Source organism: Algoriphagus ratkowskyi (assembly GCF_002150505.1).
GTDB classification, from domain to species: Bacteria; Bacteroidota; Bacteroidia; order Cytophagales; family Cyclobacteriaceae; genus Algoriphagus; species Algoriphagus ratkowskyi.
Genome location: NZ_MSSV01000020.1, coordinates 62604 through 83641, shown reverse-complemented (window position 1 = coordinate 83641; position 21038 = coordinate 62604). Strand labels below are relative to the sequence as shown.

14 protein-coding genes, 1 tRNA gene and 1 pseudogene are annotated in these 21038 nt (G+C 40.8%); 4 read left to right on the top strand and 12 right to left on the bottom strand.

Going from position 1 to position 21038, the window contains the following annotated elements; genetic code table 11:
• Positions 1 to 7 precede the first annotated feature (7 nt).
• Together BVH02_RS17765 and BVH02_RS17760 are read right to left on the bottom strand one after the other, a co-directional pair.
• On the bottom strand, positions 8 to 532 hold the full coding sequence (locus BVH02_RS17765; protein WP_086502819.1) for a hypothetical protein: 525 nt from the start codon (positions 530 to 532) through the stop codon (positions 8 to 10).
• The gene (locus tag BVH02_RS17760; protein WP_086502818.1) at positions 525 to 1628 is read right to left on the bottom strand and encodes a ferredoxin--NADP reductase; all 1104 of its coding nucleotides are present in this window, start codon (positions 1626 to 1628) and stop codon (positions 525 to 527) included. The genes BVH02_RS17765 and BVH02_RS17760 overlap by 8 nt, the downstream gene beginning before the upstream one ends.
• 220 nt (positions 1629 to 1848) lie before the next feature.
• Here BVH02_RS17760 and purB point away from each other — a divergent pair, with 220 nt between their 5' ends.
• On the top strand, positions 1849 to 3192 hold the full coding sequence (purB, locus tag BVH02_RS17755; protein ID WP_086502817.1) for an adenylosuccinate lyase: 1344 nt from the start codon (positions 1849 to 1851) through the stop codon (positions 3190 to 3192).
• Positions 3193 to 3298: 106 nt separating this feature from the next.
• Here the strand turns inward: purB and BVH02_RS17750 are convergent.
• The 4 genes and pseudogenes from BVH02_RS17750 to BVH02_RS17735 form a co-directional block, all read right to left on the bottom strand.
• Positions 3299 to 3412: pseudogene (locus BVH02_RS17750) on the bottom strand (arginine deiminase-related protein); the annotation flags it as partial.
• Between the two features lie 216 nt (positions 3413 to 3628).
• A complete protein-coding gene (locus tag BVH02_RS17745) occupies positions 3629 to 4150 on the bottom strand; it encodes a transposase (protein WP_086502815.1) in 522 nt (173 codons plus the stop codon).
• A 337-nt stretch (positions 4151 to 4487) separates the two neighbouring features.
• A complete protein-coding gene (gene ctlX, locus BVH02_RS17740) occupies positions 4488 to 5423 on the bottom strand; it encodes a citrulline utilization hydrolase CtlX (protein WP_223271909.1) in 936 nt (311 codons plus the stop codon).
• Positions 5424 to 5428: 5 nt separating this feature from the next.
• On the bottom strand, positions 5429 to 6295 hold the full coding sequence (locus BVH02_RS17735) for a hypothetical protein (RefSeq protein WP_086502814.1): 867 nt from the start codon (positions 6293 to 6295) through the stop codon (positions 5429 to 5431).
• Positions 6296 to 6406: 111 nt separating this feature from the next.
• Here BVH02_RS17735 and BVH02_RS17730 point away from each other — a divergent pair, with 111 nt between their 5' ends.
• Complete coding sequence (locus tag BVH02_RS17730) at positions 6407 to 6832, top strand: hypothetical protein (protein WP_143244242.1); 426 nt, start codon at positions 6407 to 6409, stop codon at positions 6830 to 6832.
• A gap of 44 nt (positions 6833 to 6876) precedes the next feature.
• Here the strand turns inward: BVH02_RS17730 and BVH02_RS17725 are convergent, their stop codons facing one another.
• The 3 genes from BVH02_RS17725 to BVH02_RS17715 form a co-directional block, all read right to left on the bottom strand.
• The gene (locus tag BVH02_RS17725; protein WP_086502812.1) at positions 6877 to 9162 is read right to left on the bottom strand and encodes a xanthine dehydrogenase family protein molybdopterin-binding subunit; all 2286 of its coding nucleotides are present in this window, start codon (positions 9160 to 9162) and stop codon (positions 6877 to 6879) included.
• A gap of 23 nt (positions 9163 to 9185) precedes the next feature.
• Positions 9186 to 9644: a (2Fe-2S)-binding protein gene (locus tag BVH02_RS17720; protein ID WP_086502811.1), complete on the bottom strand. Its 459-nt coding sequence runs from the start codon at positions 9642 to 9644 to the stop codon at positions 9186 to 9188.
• A gap of 186 nt (positions 9645 to 9830) precedes the next feature.
• Positions 9831 to 11120 carry a Gfo/Idh/MocA family protein gene (locus tag BVH02_RS17715; RefSeq protein WP_086502810.1) on the bottom strand — a complete coding sequence of 430 codons (1290 nt, stop codon included), beginning with the start codon at positions 11118 to 11120 and terminating at the stop codon, positions 9831 to 9833.
• Positions 11121 to 11378: 258 nt separating this feature from the next.
• On the opposite strand from BVH02_RS17715, the gene BVH02_RS17710 reads away from it, so the two are divergent.
• A tRNA-Asn gene (locus BVH02_RS17710) sits at positions 11379 to 11452 on the top strand.
• Between the two features lie 492 nt (positions 11453 to 11944).
• On the opposite strand, the gene BVH02_RS17705 is transcribed toward BVH02_RS17710, so the two are convergent.
• The 3 genes from BVH02_RS17705 to BVH02_RS17695 all read right to left on the bottom strand — a co-directional run bounded on the left by BVH02_RS17705 (position 11945) and on the right by BVH02_RS17695 (position 16131).
• Complete coding sequence (locus BVH02_RS17705) at positions 11945 to 13201, bottom strand: glycoside hydrolase family 27 protein (RefSeq protein ID WP_086502809.1); 1257 nt, start codon at positions 13199 to 13201, stop codon at positions 11945 to 11947.
• Between the two features lie 81 nt (positions 13202 to 13282).
• Positions 13283 to 14818: a sialidase family protein gene (locus tag BVH02_RS17700; RefSeq protein ID WP_223271908.1), complete on the bottom strand. Its 1536-nt coding sequence runs from the start codon at positions 14816 to 14818 to the stop codon at positions 13283 to 13285.
• 32 nt (positions 14819 to 14850) lie between these two features.
• A complete protein-coding gene (locus tag BVH02_RS17695; protein ID WP_086502808.1) occupies positions 14851 to 16131 on the bottom strand; it encodes a Kelch repeat-containing protein in 1281 nt (426 codons plus the stop codon).
• 606 nt (positions 16132 to 16737) lie between these two features.
• On the opposite strand from BVH02_RS17695, the gene BVH02_RS17690 reads away from it, so the two are divergent.
• Complete coding sequence (locus BVH02_RS17690; protein ID WP_086502807.1) at positions 16738 to 20982, top strand: hybrid sensor histidine kinase/response regulator transcription factor; 4245 nt, start codon at positions 16738 to 16740, stop codon at positions 20980 to 20982.
• The last annotated feature ends 56 nt before the right edge of the window (positions 20983 to 21038 follow it).

Genomic DNA, 21038 nt, shown 5'->3' with positions numbered 1-21038 from the left:
TCAGCTCCTAATCCGGTCTTGATGCCAATCGAATCACCTCAGCATCTTCTTTATTCAATTTCATCAAGCTTTTAATCCGGTCGGGAGTAGGTTTGCCAACTGAGAAAAAGAAAAGTGCTGTTGCAAAAATCACGTTATAAATAGCAGATCCGAAAAAAAGTAAACCGGCTGAGCATAATAAAGCAACTAAAAAGAGTATTAAGTATCGCTCACGAGTAGCATTTGCATAAATCTTAAGCTTAGCAAGCAATTCATCTGTCTGAAAAACGAGTTTAACTCTTTTACGAAAAAGTATGTGTTGCACCAATACCAAACCTACTCCTAATCCAGTCAAAATTTGACCTACCAGAAGTGGTAATTCAGGAAGATTCCATGTTAATTCCCCTGATGATTGATACAAATAAACCATACCAAAAACAGGAAGCACCAACACTAATAGGATCATTATGAATCTATCTAGGTTTTTGTAAACCTTCCTGAACTCCCGAATATCCACAATTGGCGTTTGAGTAAGATTGGCTGAATTATTCAATGTTGATCTTCACATCATCTGTCAATGGATGTGACACGCAGCAAAGCACATAGCCAGCTTCTATTTCATGTGGACTTAAACCTGCATCCTCGTCCATCTTTACTTTACCGCTAATCAGTCGTCCTCTACACGCAGTACAAAGCCCACTTTGGCAGCTATATGGCATATTCAAATTTTGTGCAAGACCAGCTTCAAGGATTGTTTTATCCGGCGCAACTGTCACTGAACTTTCCTCACCTTCCAAAATCACCTGCACATCTCTGGTCAATAAGCCACCAGTAATTCCGTGAGCGGCATCTTCATGTGCTTTATCTGCAGCTGCAGAGTAAAAACTCTCCCGATGTACTTTTTCGCTAGGAACACCTAAATCTGCTAATACATCAACCACGTTATCCATGATTTCTTCAGGACCACAGGCAAAGTATTCCTTTTCAAAATCTGGCTCCGATTCTGATTTTTTAACAAATTCTTTAATGATCTCCTTTGTCAAACGACCTTTCATGCCAGTCCAATCAGCACTCGGCTGACTCAAATTATGAATAATTTCCAACCTACCAGGATTATTCTCAACCAACGCAGCAAGCTCTTTTCTGAAGATAATTTTGGATTCATTACGGCTACAGTACATCAGGGAAATCTTGGAGTTGGGTTCATTGACCAACACAGATTTCAAAATACCCATAATTGGCGTTATCCCACTTCCTGCAGCCACTAAGACGAAATGCTTCTTGTTTTTGGAATGAAATTCAGTCGTAAAATTCCCCAAAGGTTTCATCACATTGATTGTCTTACCTGGAAAAACACGTTCATTCAAAAAATTGGAGAATCTGCCTTTAGGGACACGTTTTACAGAAATCCCAGGAAATGGATCAACAAAAGGTGAGGTGCATAAGCTGTAAGATCTACGCTCTTCTTTACCCTCAAACTCCATTACAAGCGTCAGAAACTGCCCAGGCTTATAATCCAAAAACGGCTCTGGCTGCTCAAAATACAAAGTAACTGTATCTTCAGTTTCTTTAACTACTTCTCTAACTTTCAGAGGCAAATACTGAGGAGTCTTGACCTCTTCCTGCTTTTTCTTAAATATATTGAACATTACTGATCTGAGCTTTTATCTGTTTAAACGGTTGCAAAATTAAGCTTCAAAGCCAAATATTATGACATCTAGCTAAATATTTCAAAATCTTAACCACGATAATGCCTCGCTAGTTCGGATTAATTGAAGGATATTTCCGGAATAAGGCAGTATAAAGCCCCACTTATGGCTTCAAAAAAATTAACTTTGCAGCTTCCTAAAACCAAATTGAAATAAAGTGATGGAATTAAACGCATTGACCGCAGTGACCTCTATAGACGGGCGCTATGCTGGCAAAACTGCTCCTTTGAGAGCTTATTTTTCTGAATTTGCCCTGATCAAATACCGTGTTCACGTAGAGGTAGAGTACTTTATCGCACTTTGCGAACTTCCATTGCCGCAATTGAAGGATTTTGATCAAAGCTTGTTTGACAAACTGAGAGCTATCGTGACTGATTTCTCTCTTGCTGATGCAGAAACCATCAAAGCCACAGAAAAAATCACCAATCATGACGTGAAGGCAGTAGAATATTTCCTAAAAGAAAAATTTGACTCACTTGAATTAGAAGCTTTTAAAGAATTTATACATTTTGGCCTCACTTCTCAAGATATCAACAACACGGCAACACCATTAATGCTTAAGGAAGGTTTAAATGAGGTAATATTACCTCAATTGAACGCAGTGATGGCAAGGCTTCATGAATTAGCCAAAAACTGGAAAGACATTCCTATGCTGGCAAAAACCCACGGTCAACCAGCTTCTCCAACCCGCCTAGGCAAGGAAATTGAAGTGTTTGTGGTCCGCCTAAAAAACCAACTTATCCTACTTAATCACATTCCTTACTCCGCAAAATTTGGAGGAGCTACAGGCAATATGAATGCGCATCATGTAGCATATCCAGACTTCAAGTGGAATGAATTTGCATTCACTTTTGTGGGAGAATACCTAGGTCTAGAGCGAAGCTACCCTACTACTCAGATTGAGCATTATGACAATCTTGCTGCTATTTTTGATGGATTAAAAAGAATTAATACGATCCTGTTGGATCTTTCTAAGGACATATGGCAGTATGTGGCAATGAATTACTTCAAGCAGAAAATAAAAGCTGGGGAGATTGGTTCTTCCGCTATGCCACATAAAGTCAACCCAATTGATTTTGAGAATGCAGAGGGAAACTTGGGGATTGCAAATGCGCTTTTGGAGCACTTGGCAGCTAAACTTCCTGTGTCGAGATTACAGCGAGACTTGACTGATAGTACAGTATTGAGAACTATTGGTGTACCGCTTGGCCATATGATGATTTCCTTTGAGTCATTACTAAAAGGCTTGGGTAAACTTGAATTGAATGAAGCTGCAATTCGCGCTGATTTGGAAGAAAACTGGGCTGTTGTAGCCGAAGCCATCCAAACTGTGTTGAGAAGAGAAGGATTCCCAAAACCATACGAAGCACTAAAAGACCTTACCAGAACCAATACAAAAATCACAGAAAAATCCATTTCTGAATTCATTTCAAATCTTCCTATTTCTGATGAGTTGAAAGCTGAGCTCAGCGTGATTACTCCATTTAACTATACTGGAATTTAGTCGGTATTCGAATGTCGGTTAGTTCTGAATGCAATTGTACTAAGGGTTAAAAGAGTTTTAATAAATCTTTTAACCCTTAGTTCTTTTCATTTTAATAGAATTAAAATCAACCTTTCGCTACAGGCAAAAAAACCTCAGCCATCATACATCTAGCACTTCCTCCACCTAATTTTTCTATTGTTGGAATTCTCGGACTTATAATAGTTGAGTATTTTTCTATCAATTTCGCCACTGTTCATGTCCTCACGAACGGTTTATTAGCCATTTCAACCGACGCCGTATGTAATAAAACCACAAACGGTGGGATTTAAAGAATTTAGCACGTGAGTGGAGGCTCTCACGTAGACCACGCATAGACTTTATACTCGCCACTGTTCCCGTCTCCACGAATGGTTCCTCAAAAAACCCAATCATCCTTCTTTTCTCGCGAATGTTTTCAGAGTCTTTCCCCTATGTGAGTCAAAAAACCAAAATCATCTGTATTAAGCTCATAAAAGTTAAAGGATGAGTACGGATATTTTACTGGATCTTCTGCTAGCATCCATTTCTTTTGACATGGATTATTGTGAACATAATCAAGCTTTTGATAGACAACTTCAGGGGTGTAAAGTTCAATCGCCAATGAATCACGTTGCCAAAATTGATAAGTTTTGTTTATCAATTCAACTCTGAATTTGCTTAATAATTCTGGAGATTCATTTTTTAACCTTTTTAGAAAACTGTGGCTGGTGTATTTCAAAAAACTAGCATGTGGTAACTCTTTGCCATTCATCTTAATATTTTCTATTATCAAATGAATATGATTTGGCATAATTACAAACCCATAAATCTTCATACATTTTTGTTCAAAAAGGTAACTAAGACTAGATAAAATGATTTCTTTAAAACCATTTTTATCTAATAAAGGAATCCATTTGTGAATCGTCCCTGTGAAAAAATATAAGGTGTTTAGTTCCATAAAAATCAGAGATTGAAACCGTTAAAAATCAAACACTAACTTACAGAAAATTTGATTGAATTAAATGGCAGGGTCTGCGATCTAAGCCACACGCCGAGGCAAAAGAGATTGAATAAAAGCAGAACTACCGTTCGTAACTCCAAAACAGGAAATAATCCGTGAGTGAAGACACTCACGGAGGCGGTAGCTGAGCTCAGCGTGATTACTCCATTTAACTATACTGGAATTTAGTCGGTATTCGAATGTCGGTTAGTTCTGAATGCAATTGAACTAAGGGTTAAAAGAGTTTTAATAAATCTTTTAACCCTTAGTTCTTTTCATTTTAATAGAAGTAAAATCAACCTTTCGCTACAGGTAAAAAGACCTCAGCCATCATACATCTAGCACTTCCTCCACCTAATTTTTCTATTGTTGGAATTCTCGGACTTATAATAGTTGAGTATTTTTCTATTAATTGGATCTGGCCAATATTCAGCGAATCTAGCGCAGTTTCTGACATCACAGTAAACTTCTCCCCGCCCTCATTTCCCACTTCCAGCATATTACCCGCAAAGGAAAACTTCTGCTTAGAAGTTATAGGTACTACTTTCTTACCTACTTGAGTTAGACTTTTTTGCACCGCTTGTTTTTCAGATGCTTTCGGAATACTATCTAAGCAAACCACCGCCAAGTCAGAGCCTACATGCATCATTACATTGGTGTGGTAGATAGGCGACGAGACACCATTAATCTCCTGAATTGCGTGGAAACCTACTACTTCATAGCCCAGAAGCTTTCGCAAATAATCTAGCGGGATTTTATGCGTCCGCTCTGAGTAGCAGGCAAAAATAGTTTTGGACTGATGGTCCATGACCATACTTCCTGTGCCTTCTAAATACTGCCCGTCTTCCTCGAAAAAGCTTAAGTCAATAATCTCATCCACTCTAAACTTACGTTTCATCAGGTCTTCGATTAAGTCCTTTCTCCGCTCCAGTCTTCTATTTGGAGAATACATGGGATATAAAATAAGCCTTCCATCAGGATGTGTGCTGAACCAGTTATTAGGGAACACTGCATCTGTTTTGACAGGGTCTACTGTGTCTTCAATGACGATCACATTGACACCCTGATCTCTTAGAAGTGCTACAAAGCTATCGAACTCATTTTGCGCTAGCGAATTAATCTCTTCGGCAGAGCGAGCATCGGTTTGTTGGTAGAAATTGTTGGCAGCGGTTTCTGGATTAAAACCAAAATTCACTGGGCGAACCATCAAAATTGTGGAGGAGGTCTGCATAGGTGCTATTTTGCAGTGTATTTATAAAGTACAGGCTCGATATCGAAACGTTTTTCGCTTAAGGTATAATACGCTTTTCCGCTAGGCAAAAAACCAATTGCCTCTCCTTGAGGTTCTGGAGAGTACGGCAATTCAATGGGTGTTCTCGTCATAGCTTGTTCAATCGATTCGCCAATTGTTCTCTTCCAGTAGTAAATAGAAAAGTAATTTTTTACTAAAATCTGGCTACCATCAGCCGAAATATCTGCTCCAACGGCACTGGTAATCGGAAGCTTGATCAATTCTTCCAATTGCAGATCTCCAGCCCCAAATTTATTAGCAGGAAGTCGGTATAAGGTATTAAGACTGTCTCGTTTGGAAATTATAAATATATCGCCTGAAATAGGATCAACCATTAATGATTCAGCATCTCTTGGACCACCAGGATACTTAAGAGTGATTTTTTGCGGCGTTACCCGACTGTTTGAAGAAAAAGTGACAGGCTCGGGAATTCGGTAGAGAGCTATTTCGTCATGGACAGCATTATTGTCACCGATTTCACCAACGTAAATATATGATTTACCATCTGCTCCTGGCCCAACGGCTATGTCTTCCCAATCTCTGTTTTTTACGCCGAGGAATTCAATTTTCCCTACACTTTTCCCCAGAGAGTCTAGCAAATAAACCGCAGCCTCACCGCCGCTATCGTTATGGACATATATCAAACCTGGTACAGTTCTACTTGTGGACATGCCCGAAATCTCGTCAAGAACTTTATCTGTTAAGATACCAACGGCAACACCTTCACCGAAGGTAGTGGTTGCTGGTTCTACCTGAGCATTAGCACAAGAAAATGAAAAAATTATGAAGATTACTCCTATAGGTATTTTCATGGGATCGTATTTTATACATGTCAAAAGTAAATAAAATGTGGTAGTGCCTTACTATCTCAGTGACTCTTGATGGGTAATTTATATATTAGTGAACTTCCAGAAATTATAGCTATGAATCCAATACTTAAGAAAATGACCTGGAAAGAAGGAATGAACATTCAAATCTGGAATGCCCCTTCCGAACTACAAGATTTAATTTCAGGATGGGAAAAAGCTGGCTTGATCAATCCTTCCTCAGCTCCAGATTTTATGATTGCGTTTGTACAAACAGAAGCTGAAGTGAACACCTATTTTTATGAGTTGCAGCAACTCGCCTCTGAGGACCAGCAGCTCTGGATGGCTTATCCAAAAGGAAGCTCTAAGCGTTACAAAGCTGAGATTAACAGGGATTCTGGCTGGGCATATTTGGGAGAATTTGGTTACGAAGGGGTACGACAGATTGCCATTGATGAAGACTGGTCTGCACTTCGCTTTCGCAGTAAAAAATATATCAAAACTATGACGCGGCAATTCAGCGTAATTGATCAGAAAAAATAAGACTCAACTCTATTCAATGAATTAGAGCTGAGTCTTCATATGAGTTAAACCTTAAAAGGTAATTTATAGATTCTCTTTCCAGTCATTTGGTACATAGCATTTGCCAAAGCCGGGATAAATGGCGGCACAGGTGGCTCTCCCACTCCAGTCGGTTTGATCTGACTTTCTATGATATGCACATGGATGTTTTTTGGCGAAGCGGGCATTCTTAATATCTGATAGGTATCAAAGTTGTTTTGCTGCACCTGTCCCTTGTCAAAAGTAATTTTCGAAGTCGTAGCTAAACTAGTCGCAAATTGCGCTCCTCCCTCAAACTGAGATCTAATTCGGTCGGTATTCACTGCCACTCCACAATCTAGTGCATAGTGCACATCTGAAATCACATTTTTACCATCAGCTCCTTTTTCCAAGGTGACTACACAGGCTACATAGGTCAAAAAGCTTTTGTGAGCTGCAAAACCCATGATTTTCCCAGCGGCTTTATTGGCGCTCCAATTTGACTTCTCAGCGACTGTTCGGATCACGTTTTTCATCCTACCCGTATTCCAAGGATAGTCCTCTATTTTCTCTCCATAGTTTCCAAATTCGCCATCTACCATTTCCGATTGGAACGTAATATCTCTATCCTCTCCTAAGAGTTCAATGGCATTCTCTAAAGGATCTTTACCCCTAGCTTCGGCGATTTCATCCATCATGGAATGTATGGCAAAAGCATGGTGAATATTACTCACTGAACGAAGCCATCCAACTCTGGTATTTCCAGTCGATTCATGAGACTCAATCCGGATATTTGGCACATCAAAAGGAAAATCTACGCATCCTAAACCCAATTCTCCATCAGAAGGATGTAATTCTTCTTTACTACCCGTGGACCCGATCGCAGGAAAAACAGTATGATGATTCCAGCCAGTTAGATTTCCAGAAGCATCCAAACTCGCCTTGATACGCTGCGCGCTATGGGAGTGAAAAAAGTCAAAATGAAGGTCATCTTCTCTGGTCCATTGAACGCGAACAGGAGCTTTTGCAGCCTTAGAAAGCAATGCTGCTTCTACTACAAAGTCAGGCTTGGACTTCCTGCCAAAACCACCACCAAGTAAGGTCACATTAACCTTTACATTTGCGACATCGGTACCAATCGCTGCTGCTACTGCTCCTCTAGCCCATTGTGGGTGCTGGTTCGGTGCCCATACTTCACAGGAACCATCCTCCTTTACGTGCGCAATTGCAACCGGTGGCTCAATGGTCGCATGTGCATAAAATGGCACTTCATAAGTTCTCTCCAAGGATTTATCAGCAGCTTTACTTGCCTTATCGAAGTCTCCACGTTGTCTTCTTACTTTCCCTTTGCCTTTGGTGCTCTCCAGCATTTCTGCTTGTTGTTGGTCAGAGTTGTAATTCTGATTTTCTCCCAAATTCCACTCGATTTCCAGAGCTTCTCTGCCTTTCATCGCAGCCCAGGTATTTTCCGCAATCACAGCAACTCCTTCCAAAGCCTTATCCAATCCTGGAGGAAATCCAGAGCCTTCGATTTTTACAACTTGAACTACACCTGGCACAGCTAAGGCCTTAGTATCATCGTAGGAAATCAAAGTTGCTCCTATCACCGGTGTTCTTTTGATCACTGCAATCTTCATATTTGGCAAATCTACATCTGCTCCAAATACTGCTTTGCCATAAACTATATCTTGGAGATCATAAATCGGCAAATCAGTACCAATCAACTTGTAGTTGGCAAAGTCTCTAAGCTTTACTTCTTCAGGAGCTGGTATAGGAGCACCTTCAAGTCGCCCTACCAAATCACCAAAATTGACTTTCTTCCCCTTTCCGGCATGAACGACCATACCATCTTGGGTATCGCATTCAGACGCTTCTAAATCCCAGTCAGAAGCAGCTGCTTGAATCAGCATATACCTAGCAGTAGCTCCTGCCTTGCGCATGGGCTCATAGAACATTCGGATAGAAAAAGAGCCGTCTGTATTCTGATTGCCATATTTTTCCTCATCACCTTCAGCCTGAATGATCTTAATCTTGGACCAATCTGCCCCTAATTCATCTGCTACGATCTGTGGTAGGGAAGTCCGAATGCCTGTCCCCATCTCAGATCGATGAGCAACCAACGTTACCTCATTGGCTGAATTGATACTGATATAGACATTTGGGGCAAAAGTGATGGTTTCTCCTTTGGGGCCAGAGCATTGAAAACTAACTCCAAGAATAAGTCCTCCAGCAGTAAGAGAACCTAGTTTTAAAAAGTCTCTTCGTGAGGCTACGAAAATCTTACTCTGATCTTCTCTTTTGCCTTTTTTGAGAAATGGAATATTTGGAAGCATGGGTATGGTGTTAAAAAAAAAAATTAAATAGAAGTTGAAGCGGTCATGATTGCCTCTTTGATACGGTTGTAGGTCCCACAGCGACATAAGTTACCCGCCATTCCTTGTTCTATTTCCTCTTCTGAAGGAGTTGGATTGGAGCTGAGAAGTGAGGCAGCATTCATGATCTGTCCGGATTGGCAGTAACCGCACTGAGGTACGATATGCTGCACCCAAGCTTTCTGAACAGGATGATCGCCATCCGCAGAAAGACCTTCTATAGTGGTGATTTTACCATCTCCTACTTCAGAGATTGGAAGTGAACATGAACGAATGGCCACCCCATCCAGATGAACGGTGCAAGCGCCACAAAGAGCTTGTCCACAGCCAAATTTGGTTCCTTTCATCCCTAGCAAATCTCGGATCACCCACAAAAGCGGCATATCCTCCATTGCTTCTACTTCTTTATTTCCGCCGTTGACGGTCAGTGTATATTTAGGCATTAGTAGTAGGTTTATTTTCTTGATTATGTATCAATTTTATCTGATTAAGAACCATCATGTCAGTTGCAATATTCCCTTTTTTCAACTGGCTGGAAGACCGAAGCGTCCTCAATACTAGATTTGATCTTATTTTAAATCGCTTTTATCGGTACTGGAAGAAAAGCATATATATCATTATATCTAACATCAAGCGCCGATCAAATTCCATTTATCGCGATATGGTCTGAATAACAGTTCATTTGCTGCATCATTGTTTTTGAACTGCTCAGTCTTAGCGTTCCACTTTAGTTTCTCTTCTAGCTGGAAAGAGATAAGTGCCAAATGCATTGGCATGGTCATATTGCGTGCATATTCTAAATATGATTCTGGCTGTGTTCTGGCTTTTACGGCATCGATGAAGTTTTGCTGATGGCCAGGAGAGCGAATGATAGACTTTAGTATTTCAGGAATATCCTCCATGACCTTACCATCTATTCTAATTTCTCGCCGAGAATAATCACAAATCAATGTGCCCTTACTACCTTCAAAATAGGCTCCAATACCCATCCCAGATGCGCCAGGAACATCTGGAGGTGTGGATGTCCAATGAAGATCGAGTTTTTTGAATTTGAAATCTACATCAATCCACTTTGGAGTATCCCCTACTCCTTCCGATCGCTCTCCATTTGCACTTATACTCTTTAAGCCAGAAGGGTTTATTGACCACCAGACGATATCTGCGATATGGCACCAGAAATCCTGAAACACTCCTCCGGAATATTCCATAAAATAACGGTAATTGAAATGACACTTCTCTGGAGCATATTCTGAAAATGGCGCTGGGCCAAGCCACATATCCCAATTCAGATTGGAATGAGGCGCCTGATACGTTAAAGAAGGAATTACAGGCGGCTCTCCAGTTCTCCACAGTCGAACAGTTTTGATCTTTCCTAGCACGCCAGACTGGATGATTTCGGCTACTCGATGGTAATTATCCCCAGCATGAATTTGATTCCCTAACTGAAAAACCTGAGAAGTTTCCTTTTGCGCATCCAGCATCAGTTTGCCTTCGTGCTGTGAATAAGAAAGTGGCTTTTCACTGTAAACATCCTTACCAGCCTGAAAAGCGAGAATAGTAATCTGTGCATGCCAATGATCCGGCGTGGCAATCGTAATTGCATCCACATCTTGCCTATCCAGCACATGACGGAAATCAGAATAAAGCTCTGCTTTTGTATCTGGATGGATTTTTTTTAGTTTCGCTAAAGCTTCTTTGGCATGATCATCATCCACATCACAAAGTGCTACTATCTCCACATCCGGCAGATTGGCAAACCAATTCATGTGGTTCAGCCCCATTCCTCCCAAGCCAATATGTGCCACACGAATACGATCTGAAGGAGCGGCTCTGAGGCCTTGGAACGGAAGAAACTGTAATCCTAAAGCTGAGAGTGCAGAATAACGAACAAAGTCGCGTCTGTTAATTGGGTTTCGCATGAATAGTGAGTTAGTGGGGAAAATCTTGTCAGTGTTTCAAGGTACAAATCTTACTGGGTTTTGAAAAACTGGTATTCATTAGTAAGTAGAATAGTTTTTTTAGTAAAAAAGATAAAAATTAAGTCTCTGAAAGTGAAGCAAAACCGATCACAACTCAATAATATCACAGTTTTTTACTGAATACAGTTTGGAATAAATGGAATAGCCTCCTACATTTGCATCACCAATTCGGAACAAGCTCCGAAAGAAGAACAAAATTCCTCCTTAGCTCAGTTGGTTAGAGCATCTGACTGTTAATCAGAGGGTCCTAGGTTCAAGTCCTAGAGGAGGAGCAAAACCTGATACGAAAGTGTCAGGTTTTTTTATGTCCAGTCCTAAAATTCCAGAAACATTCAGAGGGTTCTAGTCCGCGATAGTTATCAGGACAAGTCCTAGAGGAGGAGCAAACTGAGCCTTAACTCGAAAGTGTCAGGTTTTTTTTGTTTTAAGGGTAACAGCTAAGGCCGAAGAGGCTCAAAGGAGGGCACAGTGAAATCAGATTCAAGCTTAGTAAAAAGGAATAAATTAAAGCGCAGTAGTCCTTGATGGCTATCGAGATGTTTCAAGTTCTCATTCGGCACCTACCGCTTTATATTTCAACTTTTATCCCAGTCTTTCCACCCCTCATTCCTCAAAAAAAATATTGGTCTACTCCAACTCAGATTTATTAGCCTTTAAAATGAGACATAGAAAAGCCTCAACTCTTTCGAATCAAGGCTTCTGTACTGCTTAGGTTTTAGTGTCTCAACAAAAGAGCTGTCAAAACTGATTAAATAAGCCCCCACTCATTTCCTTGGGTTATTGACCATCTTATGATCTTTCTCAAATTGAAAGACGTTGTTAATTAGATTTTTACCTGTGGCCTTCAGCACGACAACTCCATGTGCAGGAATGTCGAATGAGCGAGTTTCGTCAGTAGAACTAGGGTGGTCTTGCTTGGACCAAAGATCTCGGAAAGTATAGCCATCAGTGGCTGAGATACCAACCTCTTTTAAATCAAAGGACATTGAAGCTTCCTTATCGGATCTATTTAATAAGACAATTGCAACCTCTCCGCTAATGGTGGATTTAAGGGGCTTCGCCCAAAGTTCAAGATCACCATCATCCGCTAGTTTTCTAGCTTGATAGACCATAGGATCTTGGTTTAGTGCGATCAATTCTTCATTTTTCAGAATGAAAAGCGTCTCCTCAGTCATGGTTAATAGGTCATTTCCAGCGATCAGAGGAGAATTCAGCTTGCACCACATGGAGAAATGGGTCTTGTCCTCCTCGAAACTCATTCCTCTGCCTACCTGAAGAATATCCATATCATTTACATGGCCTGGCCCGGAATATTTCCACAAATCCACATTACTATCAACTATAGACATGACAGAACCAAAACTCTCTGCAATGTCTGGTGACACGCGCCAAGAGTCTGCTACTCCAAGTACCCACTTGCCTGGGAACTGCCATCTGCAGACATTATATACTACACTTGGATTCAATTCCCGGATAATAGAACCAATTTCCGTATAGCGAATTTGCTCATCCAATCCCATCCAATCTCCTCCACACCAGTCCACTTTGATAAAGTCAAAACCCCAGTCTTGAAGCATCAAGGTAAGATCACGTCGCTCGTTTCCATAAAGCCCGATACCAACTCCTATAAAATCCCGATCCCAGTAGGAAGCGCAGGAATTCAGACCTGCATCAGTATATGTGCCTGCCTTCAGACCTTTCTGATGGATGTAATCAACGATGCTTTTCATGCCGGACGGAAATTTTGTAGGGTGTGAAATCAAATTCCCTTCTGCATCACGACCTCCAAAGTACCCATCGTCTATATTGAGATATGTGTAGCCAACTTTGTCGAGGCCAAGTTCGACCAAGGCATCTGCTTGGGATTTGATGATATCCTCACTGATCTCCGCACGATAGGCATTCCAACTTGCCCAACCCATAATTGGCGTCTGAGGTCGCTGCGCAAAAGCATTTCCTCCCAAAAGCATAGCTCCTAAGCAAATAAGACCTAGCCCCGATTTTTTAATTATGTTATTCATTATATCAGTTATGTTTATAATCTCTTCGCTTTATCTCCTAACTGATTAAGCGTTTACTAAATATTCATGAAGTTGCCTTCACTATTTCCCTATCAAATCCTCCAGCTTCACCAACTGGAAAGTCATATTGGCTACAGAGCTTTCATAGAGAATCCCTACCAATTCCTCATCTACCATAGTAAGACAGGAATATCCCCATCCCTGCCCTTGATCTAGCAATACTTGGTTTGTGTCGCTCCAGCTTTTTCCCTCGTCCTCACTTATTTTGATAGTCATATTATAGCGACCGTCTGTAGCTGCAGGATTGGAGAAAAGAAGCAAATCCTTACTGGGATGGGTGATGATACTTGCCATGCAAACTGGCTCTATCAATGCAGAACGAGAGCTAGAATGCTCAGTCCAAGTTTGACCTAGATCGTTGCTGACGGATACAGAACGCGAACCTCCACGGTTGTCACGCATATTCAGCATCAGCGAGTGATCAGATAGCTCCACAACTTGGGCTTCGGTGGTATTGCTTTTGGCTCCTGTTCCTACTTTCCAAGTCTTGCCTTTGTCGGTACTGGAAATGATCGTACTGTACGGCATACCCTCTTCATCTTTGTATTGAGCAGGAAATACGAGCGTACCGTCTTCCATCACTATGCCTTTCCCTGGGCCATTGAAAAATAAATTCCACTTCGGCTCCTTCATCTGGGAAGTTATATTCACGGGTTCAGACCAAGTCAGGCCATCATCTTCTGATTTGACTAGCACCAACTGACCCGTCTCGGCTGGAGTAAGCCCAGGCCGGGAGCTATTCCAGATCATCTCACCTGGTTTGCCATGTGCCCAAAGAGCTATGACCCAAATATGGCCAGTTTCTGGATCCACCAAAACTGCCGGGTCGCCTACCCCATTCTGATCTTCTGGTAATCCGCCATAGGTCCCCATATCAATGATGGTGCTCATCTTACTCCAAGTTTTACCTTGATCGGTAGATCTGCTTAGACCCACATCTATATCACCTTGCATGTCCACAGAGCTATTGTGCCGAATGTCGTACACCGCCAGCAACGTGCCTTTTGGCGTAGTGACTAATCCAGGAATACGGTAAGAATTCACTCCATCCATCCCATAATTTCTGAGCTCATGTGCAATTCTAAACGTGGGATTTCCGGCACCTTGGGATAGCACTACTTTCTTTTTCCCCAACGAAAGCTCTGGTACTTTCACTTGGATTTTGTCCAATAGTTCATGCGCTGCTTGAGGCTGAATTTCCAACCACATTTTGTCTAGATCAGGCAAATTACTTTTCAAAGTAAGGTTCTCAGCACTTGACGGAGAATGCTTTTCAGCCAAAATCATTGGGTCTGACTCGGCTACTTGTCCCATCACCCGAAGTCCTGCCAAAGGATAGGTGGACAGAAGAGAAATCTGAATCTTGGTTACCTGACTGTACATCGAAGAATCCAGTTGGATCTCCCCTACCTTAGTATATTTCCCTTGAAGCAAGGGGATGTTCTTGGAGACAAACAGAGGCGTAACTTCAGCCGACATCACATTGACAATCAAACCGAAGAGGAACACGAGTGTAAGCAAGGACTTGCTCAAAATTCTAGTATTTAACTTTTTCATGAGGGTATATATTCTTCTATTTCTTCTTATCCTTAAGATGTACTGGCATTGAAATACTTTTTGGAAATAATAACTCCTATCACAATCACAATGCTAAGCGCGCCTATTAATACAAGGTAGTTCAAAGTCCCAAAACCTTGAATATTGGCTATGGTTAATCTTTGGATCTGTGGAGATCTGACACCTGGAAAGATTTCTCCAGAAGGGAGCAAAATAGCGTCTCCAAACGCAACAGCCATCGTATTAACGGGTGAATTAAATGGTAGCTGTTCGAGAGTGGTCCAAGTCTTCGTGATTGTATGATAAGCTAACACCTGTTTGCTAAAACCAGGATGATTATTCAAGAGTTGATTTCGCTCTGAAATTAGTTCTTCTCGCAGCAACGAGTCTAGACTGCTACTGGAAAGTTTACCGGCAGTTTCTTCCAACCAGCTAAAATTTTCACCCTTCACGCCTCCAAAGACCAAAATATGGGAAGAACCAACTGCAGCCGCTGCAAATGCTGATAAAGTGATCTTATGTCCAGCTGAATCTAAAATATTTTCTTCAATGCTCCAGCTACTTCCGTATGGGTCATAGGAATACACATCAGAAAATAAATCACTTACACCTGAGTCTGTTTTCTTTCTACCACCTATCAAATACAATTTTTCCTCGGATCCATTGCTTTGGGCTATCAAGGCAGCATTGGAGCGGGCTGGACCTGGCCAAGATGGAAGCGGCTCCCAGATAGGCGGAGAATCTTTCAATTCTAGTGCCCAAAAGTCTCCGCTCGTGTGGCTTGATTCACCACCAGCTAGATATACTTTACTTCCTATTATAGCTGCACTGCTATGTGATAAAGGAATGGGTAAATCCGGGAAATTAGTCACTTCTACCTCCTCACTCGAAGAATTCCAAGACAAGAGATAAACTGATTTTTTGGGGCCTGAAGCATTTTCTCCACCAATAAGTAACAGACCATCAGGCGTAGAAACAGCAGCTCCATAACCAAGGTTCTCAGGCAAGAGACCTCTTACTTTAGAATTCCATTCGAACCCATCTCCTTTTGTTTGCAGTACATAAATTTTGTCCCACCAGCGTTTTACTCCTCCTTCCCAAGGCAATCCATCAGGAAAATTTGCTCCGCCCGCCATAATGATTACGCCCTTATGCTCACCTGCATACATACCAGCAAATCCAAGAGACTCCTTCCCGTCTATCGCTGGAAGTGTTGCAATCTGATCCCATTTCAGCTCGAAATGATCTTGGGCACAGAGGCTCTGGGTAAAAATGAGTAGTAAGAAATATACTAAGGGGAGATAAAGCTTCACTTATATATACATGAACTGGTGGAGGATAAATTTCATACAAAATTATGCCCAAGGAACATAATTAGCACATTCAGCAGGTACTAGCCGAGTAAAAGAAGGAATTTAATGAGACCTAAACCAGTCATGACCCACTAACAGACTTCCAGCTAAATCCCCTGTGTCAATGTAGCTAATTGAAGGCTTGAAAATACTTTGTGTTTTGATCATTCCACCTTTTCTATATGACTGAAAGAAAATCATTGTAATTTCATGATCAAAAAAAAAAGGAGTCGGTAATTCCCGACTCTTTTTCGTCTTAAACCCAATTATCTAACCTTTACTATTCGGCATATTTACTCAAATTTGAAATAGACTTCAGCTATACCTCAGCCATTTTGATAACAACTTGGCTTTTTGGAACGTATCTATTTCATCTCTATAATTCAATATTACCAATGTTCAAATCTATGCTTCTTGCCTTTCAGAAATAGGTTTCAAAAGTCCGATTTTTGGGCATCAATCATCCACATGCGCTATTTCAGCAGAAAAAAAGACTATTAATTATCAAAGTGTAGCGTTCCCTAGAAAGCAAGTCGTCTTTCAAAACAGTTGTATCAAATTAATTAAATGGGGTTAACTAAGACCTGTAGAAAATTCCTTCCCCTTATATTTTTACTTGTACTCAAGGCTTTTTTCCTATGCCCGACGGAAAGCTATGCACGTCAGAATGACTCTATCTCTGTCAACTATAAATTCTCCCATTTTTCAAGTAAAAATGGACTTCCTCAAAACTCAGTGCTGGCTATTTTTCAAGATGAAAAAGGATATTTATGGATGGGTACCGATAATGGCTTGGCAAAGTTTGATGGATTTCAGTTTCAAACCTTTCTGCATAATCCCTCAGATTCTAACAGCATTTCCAGCAATGTAATTCGAGCAATTATAGCTGACAGACACGGGCATTTATGGGTAGGAACTGAAGGAGGAGGAGTAAGTATTTTCGATCCTCAAACTGATAAGTTTTATTCCTACAGTGGAGCGAAAGGCGCTGGAACAAAAATCACCTCGACCAAAATTTCTTCTATAATTCTAGATCAATCTGGAAACATCTGGATTGGCACACTTGGCGAAGGGCTTTATAAGGTATCTTCTCCGAAGTTGGATTTTAAAACGCTTCCAAATTACATCGACAACCTAACAATTGAGCATTTTGATAAAGGAAATTCCAGCCTGAAAGACGATAAAATATGGACTGTCTATCAGGGGAAAAGCGGGCAGCTATATGTAGGCACCTTAGATGGTGGAGGATATTATTTCAATTCAGAAAACAATAAATTTCTTCCTATTCAATTGGGCTCCACCGCTCAAAACATTACATCAGTGAAATCATTTTATGAAGATACTAGTGGGAAATTATGGTTAGGAACAGAAAAAAACGGGCTATGGGTAAGTCCTACCAAAGAGAATAATTTCAGATATATTGATCTCGCAACCTCTACCACTCCTCACGGTCAATTTAACCTTAATATTACCAGTATCCGTGCGGTAGGTAATAACCAAATCTGGGTTGGGACGCTGGGAAGCGGTCTTTACGTTCTTTCTACAGACGGCAAAGTTCTCAGTCATTTTGAGGACAATCCTTCTGATCCTTATAGTCTCACGGGAAACTCTGTTTATACCACTTTCCAAGATAGAAATAACAATATCTGGCTAGGGATGTATTCTGGAGAAGGATTAAACAAAGTCAATCCTACCCAACAGCAATTTGAGCACTACCGCTACGATCCAATTCAAAACGTTGGCTTAGCTAGTAAGATGGTCAAAACCATTTTAAAAGACATTAAAGGAAATCTTTGGGTTGGTCTATTTAACGGAGGAGTGAACATCCTACCCGCTGGATCTGAGAAATTTGAATATTTTTATACCGCTCCGTTTGGCAAGCTCAGCTACATCCATGTACAAACCATCATTCAAACTAGGGATGAAAAAATTTGGGTTGGCACAGACGGTGGAGGAATAAATGTGGTGACTATAGAGACTGAGGAGGTAAACTACATTAAAACCGAGCCGGGTAATTCCGAATCACTTAGCAAAAACGAAGTATGGGCCTTAGCAGAAGACTCAAAAGGTATGATCTGGGTCGGCATGGCAAATGGTGGTGGACTGAACAGACTCGATCGTTCTAGCGGAAAGGTGAAGCGCTATGACTCCTATCCCAATGCTCCCAGCTTCGATGATATAAGAACTCTATTAATCGATTCAAAGGATAATTTATGGATTGGAACCTATGGAGGAGGACTTAATAAGATGAATATCTCCACAGAGGATTTTGAAATTTTTAGAAATGACCCAACTAATCCAAACACGCTCAGCAACGACATCATCACTTCGCTATTGGAAGACAAAAACGGTAATATCTGGATTGGAACTTCTGGCGGCGGACTTAATCGTTTAAATCCCAGAACCAGTGAAATCAATAGTATGACCGTCAAGGACGGGCTTTCAAGTGATAATATAAAAGCAATTCTTGAGGACAATTCTGGCCAACTATGGATCAGTACCATCAATGGGCTTTCATCACTGGATATAGCATCTGGCACATTTAGAAACTACACAGAAGAGGACGGCTTACAATCCAATGAGTTCAACTTAGGGTCTGCATTCAAAGACGAACACGGTAAACTGTATTTTGGCGGAACCAATGGATTCAATGCCTTTTATCCTGACAAAATCACGCCAGACCCCATCCCAACACAGCCGGTATTCACAAAATTAAGAGTTTTCAACCAAGAAATTCATCCTGGAGCTAGGCTGGATAATAAGGTTATTCTAAACAAAAATATCTCTTACACTAAAGAAATAGAATTTGAATACAGTCAAAACAATTTTGAAATTGAGTTCAGTTCTTTGGAATTCCTTGGACAAAATCAGATTGACTTCAGCTATCAATTAGAAGGCTATGATACCGATTGGATCAACACTACCTCAGCTCGTAGATTTGCTACCTACACAAATCTGCCTCATGGGAAATATCTCTTCAAGGTCAAAGCATTACATGAAAACAGCTTAGACTCCTCACCTATTGCAGAATTACATATCACCATCCTAGCACCTTGGCATCTCACCAATTGGGCATTTCTTCTCTATGCTGTTCTTCTATTGATCGTAGTCTATGTTTACCAGAAGTTTATCATCTGGAGAATAAAATTGAGGAATGATCTCCGGTTTGAACGACTGGAAAAAGGAAAACAAGAGGAAATAAATCAACTCAAGTTGAGTTTTTTCACAAACATTTCGCATGAACTTCGAACTCCGCTCATGCTCCTCAACTCCCCTCTGGAAAAGCTCAGCTTACGTCAGGACTTGCCAGATACTGTACAAAAACAACTGCATTCCATTCACTCAAATGCGAAAAGACTTTTACGATTGATTAATCAACTCCTCGACTTCAGAAAGCAGGAAACAGGAAATCTGGAGCTACAAGTGGAAGAAGTAACAATCCAACCTTTTCTCCAACAAATCTTCGAAGCATTCGAAGCGTTGGCAATGGATAAAAAGATTAAATTTCAGATGAAATTTGACAAGAATACTCCTGAAAAAGTGTGGATTGATCGAGAACAGATTCAGAAAGTAATGTTCAATCTGATCTATAATGCCTTCAAATTCACTCCCGAAGATGGGACTATCACTGTATTGCTGGAGAGCAGCGATTTTATTCCCCCCGGAAAAAAGGAATCGAAACCAGGAATCTTGATCAATGTGATAGACAATGGAATTGGGATTCCAAAGGAGAATTTGGCTCATGTGTATGAGAGCTTTTATCAGATCAAAAGAGAAGGCCAAGTGTATGAAGCGGGAACAGGCATTGGATTGGCACTTTCCAAGAGCCTCGTAGATCTTCATTTTGGGGTATTGGATGTCTCTAGTGAAAATGGTCTGACTACCTTCAATGTATATCTACAGTTAGGAAGCAGCCATTTCGATGAAAAAAATATCCACACTTCACCGCAGGTAGAGCAAGTCAAAGAGTTAGACTTATCGCTAGAAGATTTAAAAAATCCTAGCTCTCAACCTATCCAAAGTAAGGTTTATCCTATCAACAGACCTGAAATGTCTGATCGAAAGATTTTGGTGGTAGAAGACAATCCTGAACTTCTGGAATTGATTATGAGTAATCTTGAGGAGACATTCACAGTTATTACTGCTACCAACGGCAAGGAAGCTCTACTGCTTATCGCAGAAGAAAATCCAGACTTGGTGATTTCTGATGTCATGATGCCTGAGATGGATGGAATCGAACTTTGTTCCAAAATCAAAGAGAATATAAATACTAGTCACCTGCTAGTAATACTTCTTACTGCAAAGAGCTCTCATATACATCAATTGGAGGGATATGAATCCGGTGCTGATGACTACTTGGTGAAGCCTTTCCAGCTGGATCTTTTGTCTTTAAAGGTGAAAAATCTTCTTTTCACTCGATCTAAATTTCAGTCACAATTTGTCCAAACACCCAATCTTGAGCCTAGTCGCGCGAGTTATACTTCCTCAGACCAGAAATTTCTGGAAGCTGCGATGCAGACCGTAGAAAAGAATATTGATAATACAGACTTCTCTGTCAATGATTTTGTAAAAGAACTGGGATTAAGTCGCACGCTGATTTTTGAAAAATTCAAAGCACTCTCTGGCCTCACTCCTAATGATTTCATACAAACTGTGCGACTCAAAAGAGCTGCTCAATTGATGATAGATTCAGATCTAAAAGTTGCAGAGATTAGCTATTCGGTAGGTTTTTCCAATCCCAAGTACTTCAGCAAATGTTTCCTCAAGCAGTTTGGTAAAACACCTTCAGCATACAAAAAAGAGGTGAAATAAGCATGCAGAAAATAATCAGCGTGCTGAATCTTAAGGATTCAGCACGCTGATTATAA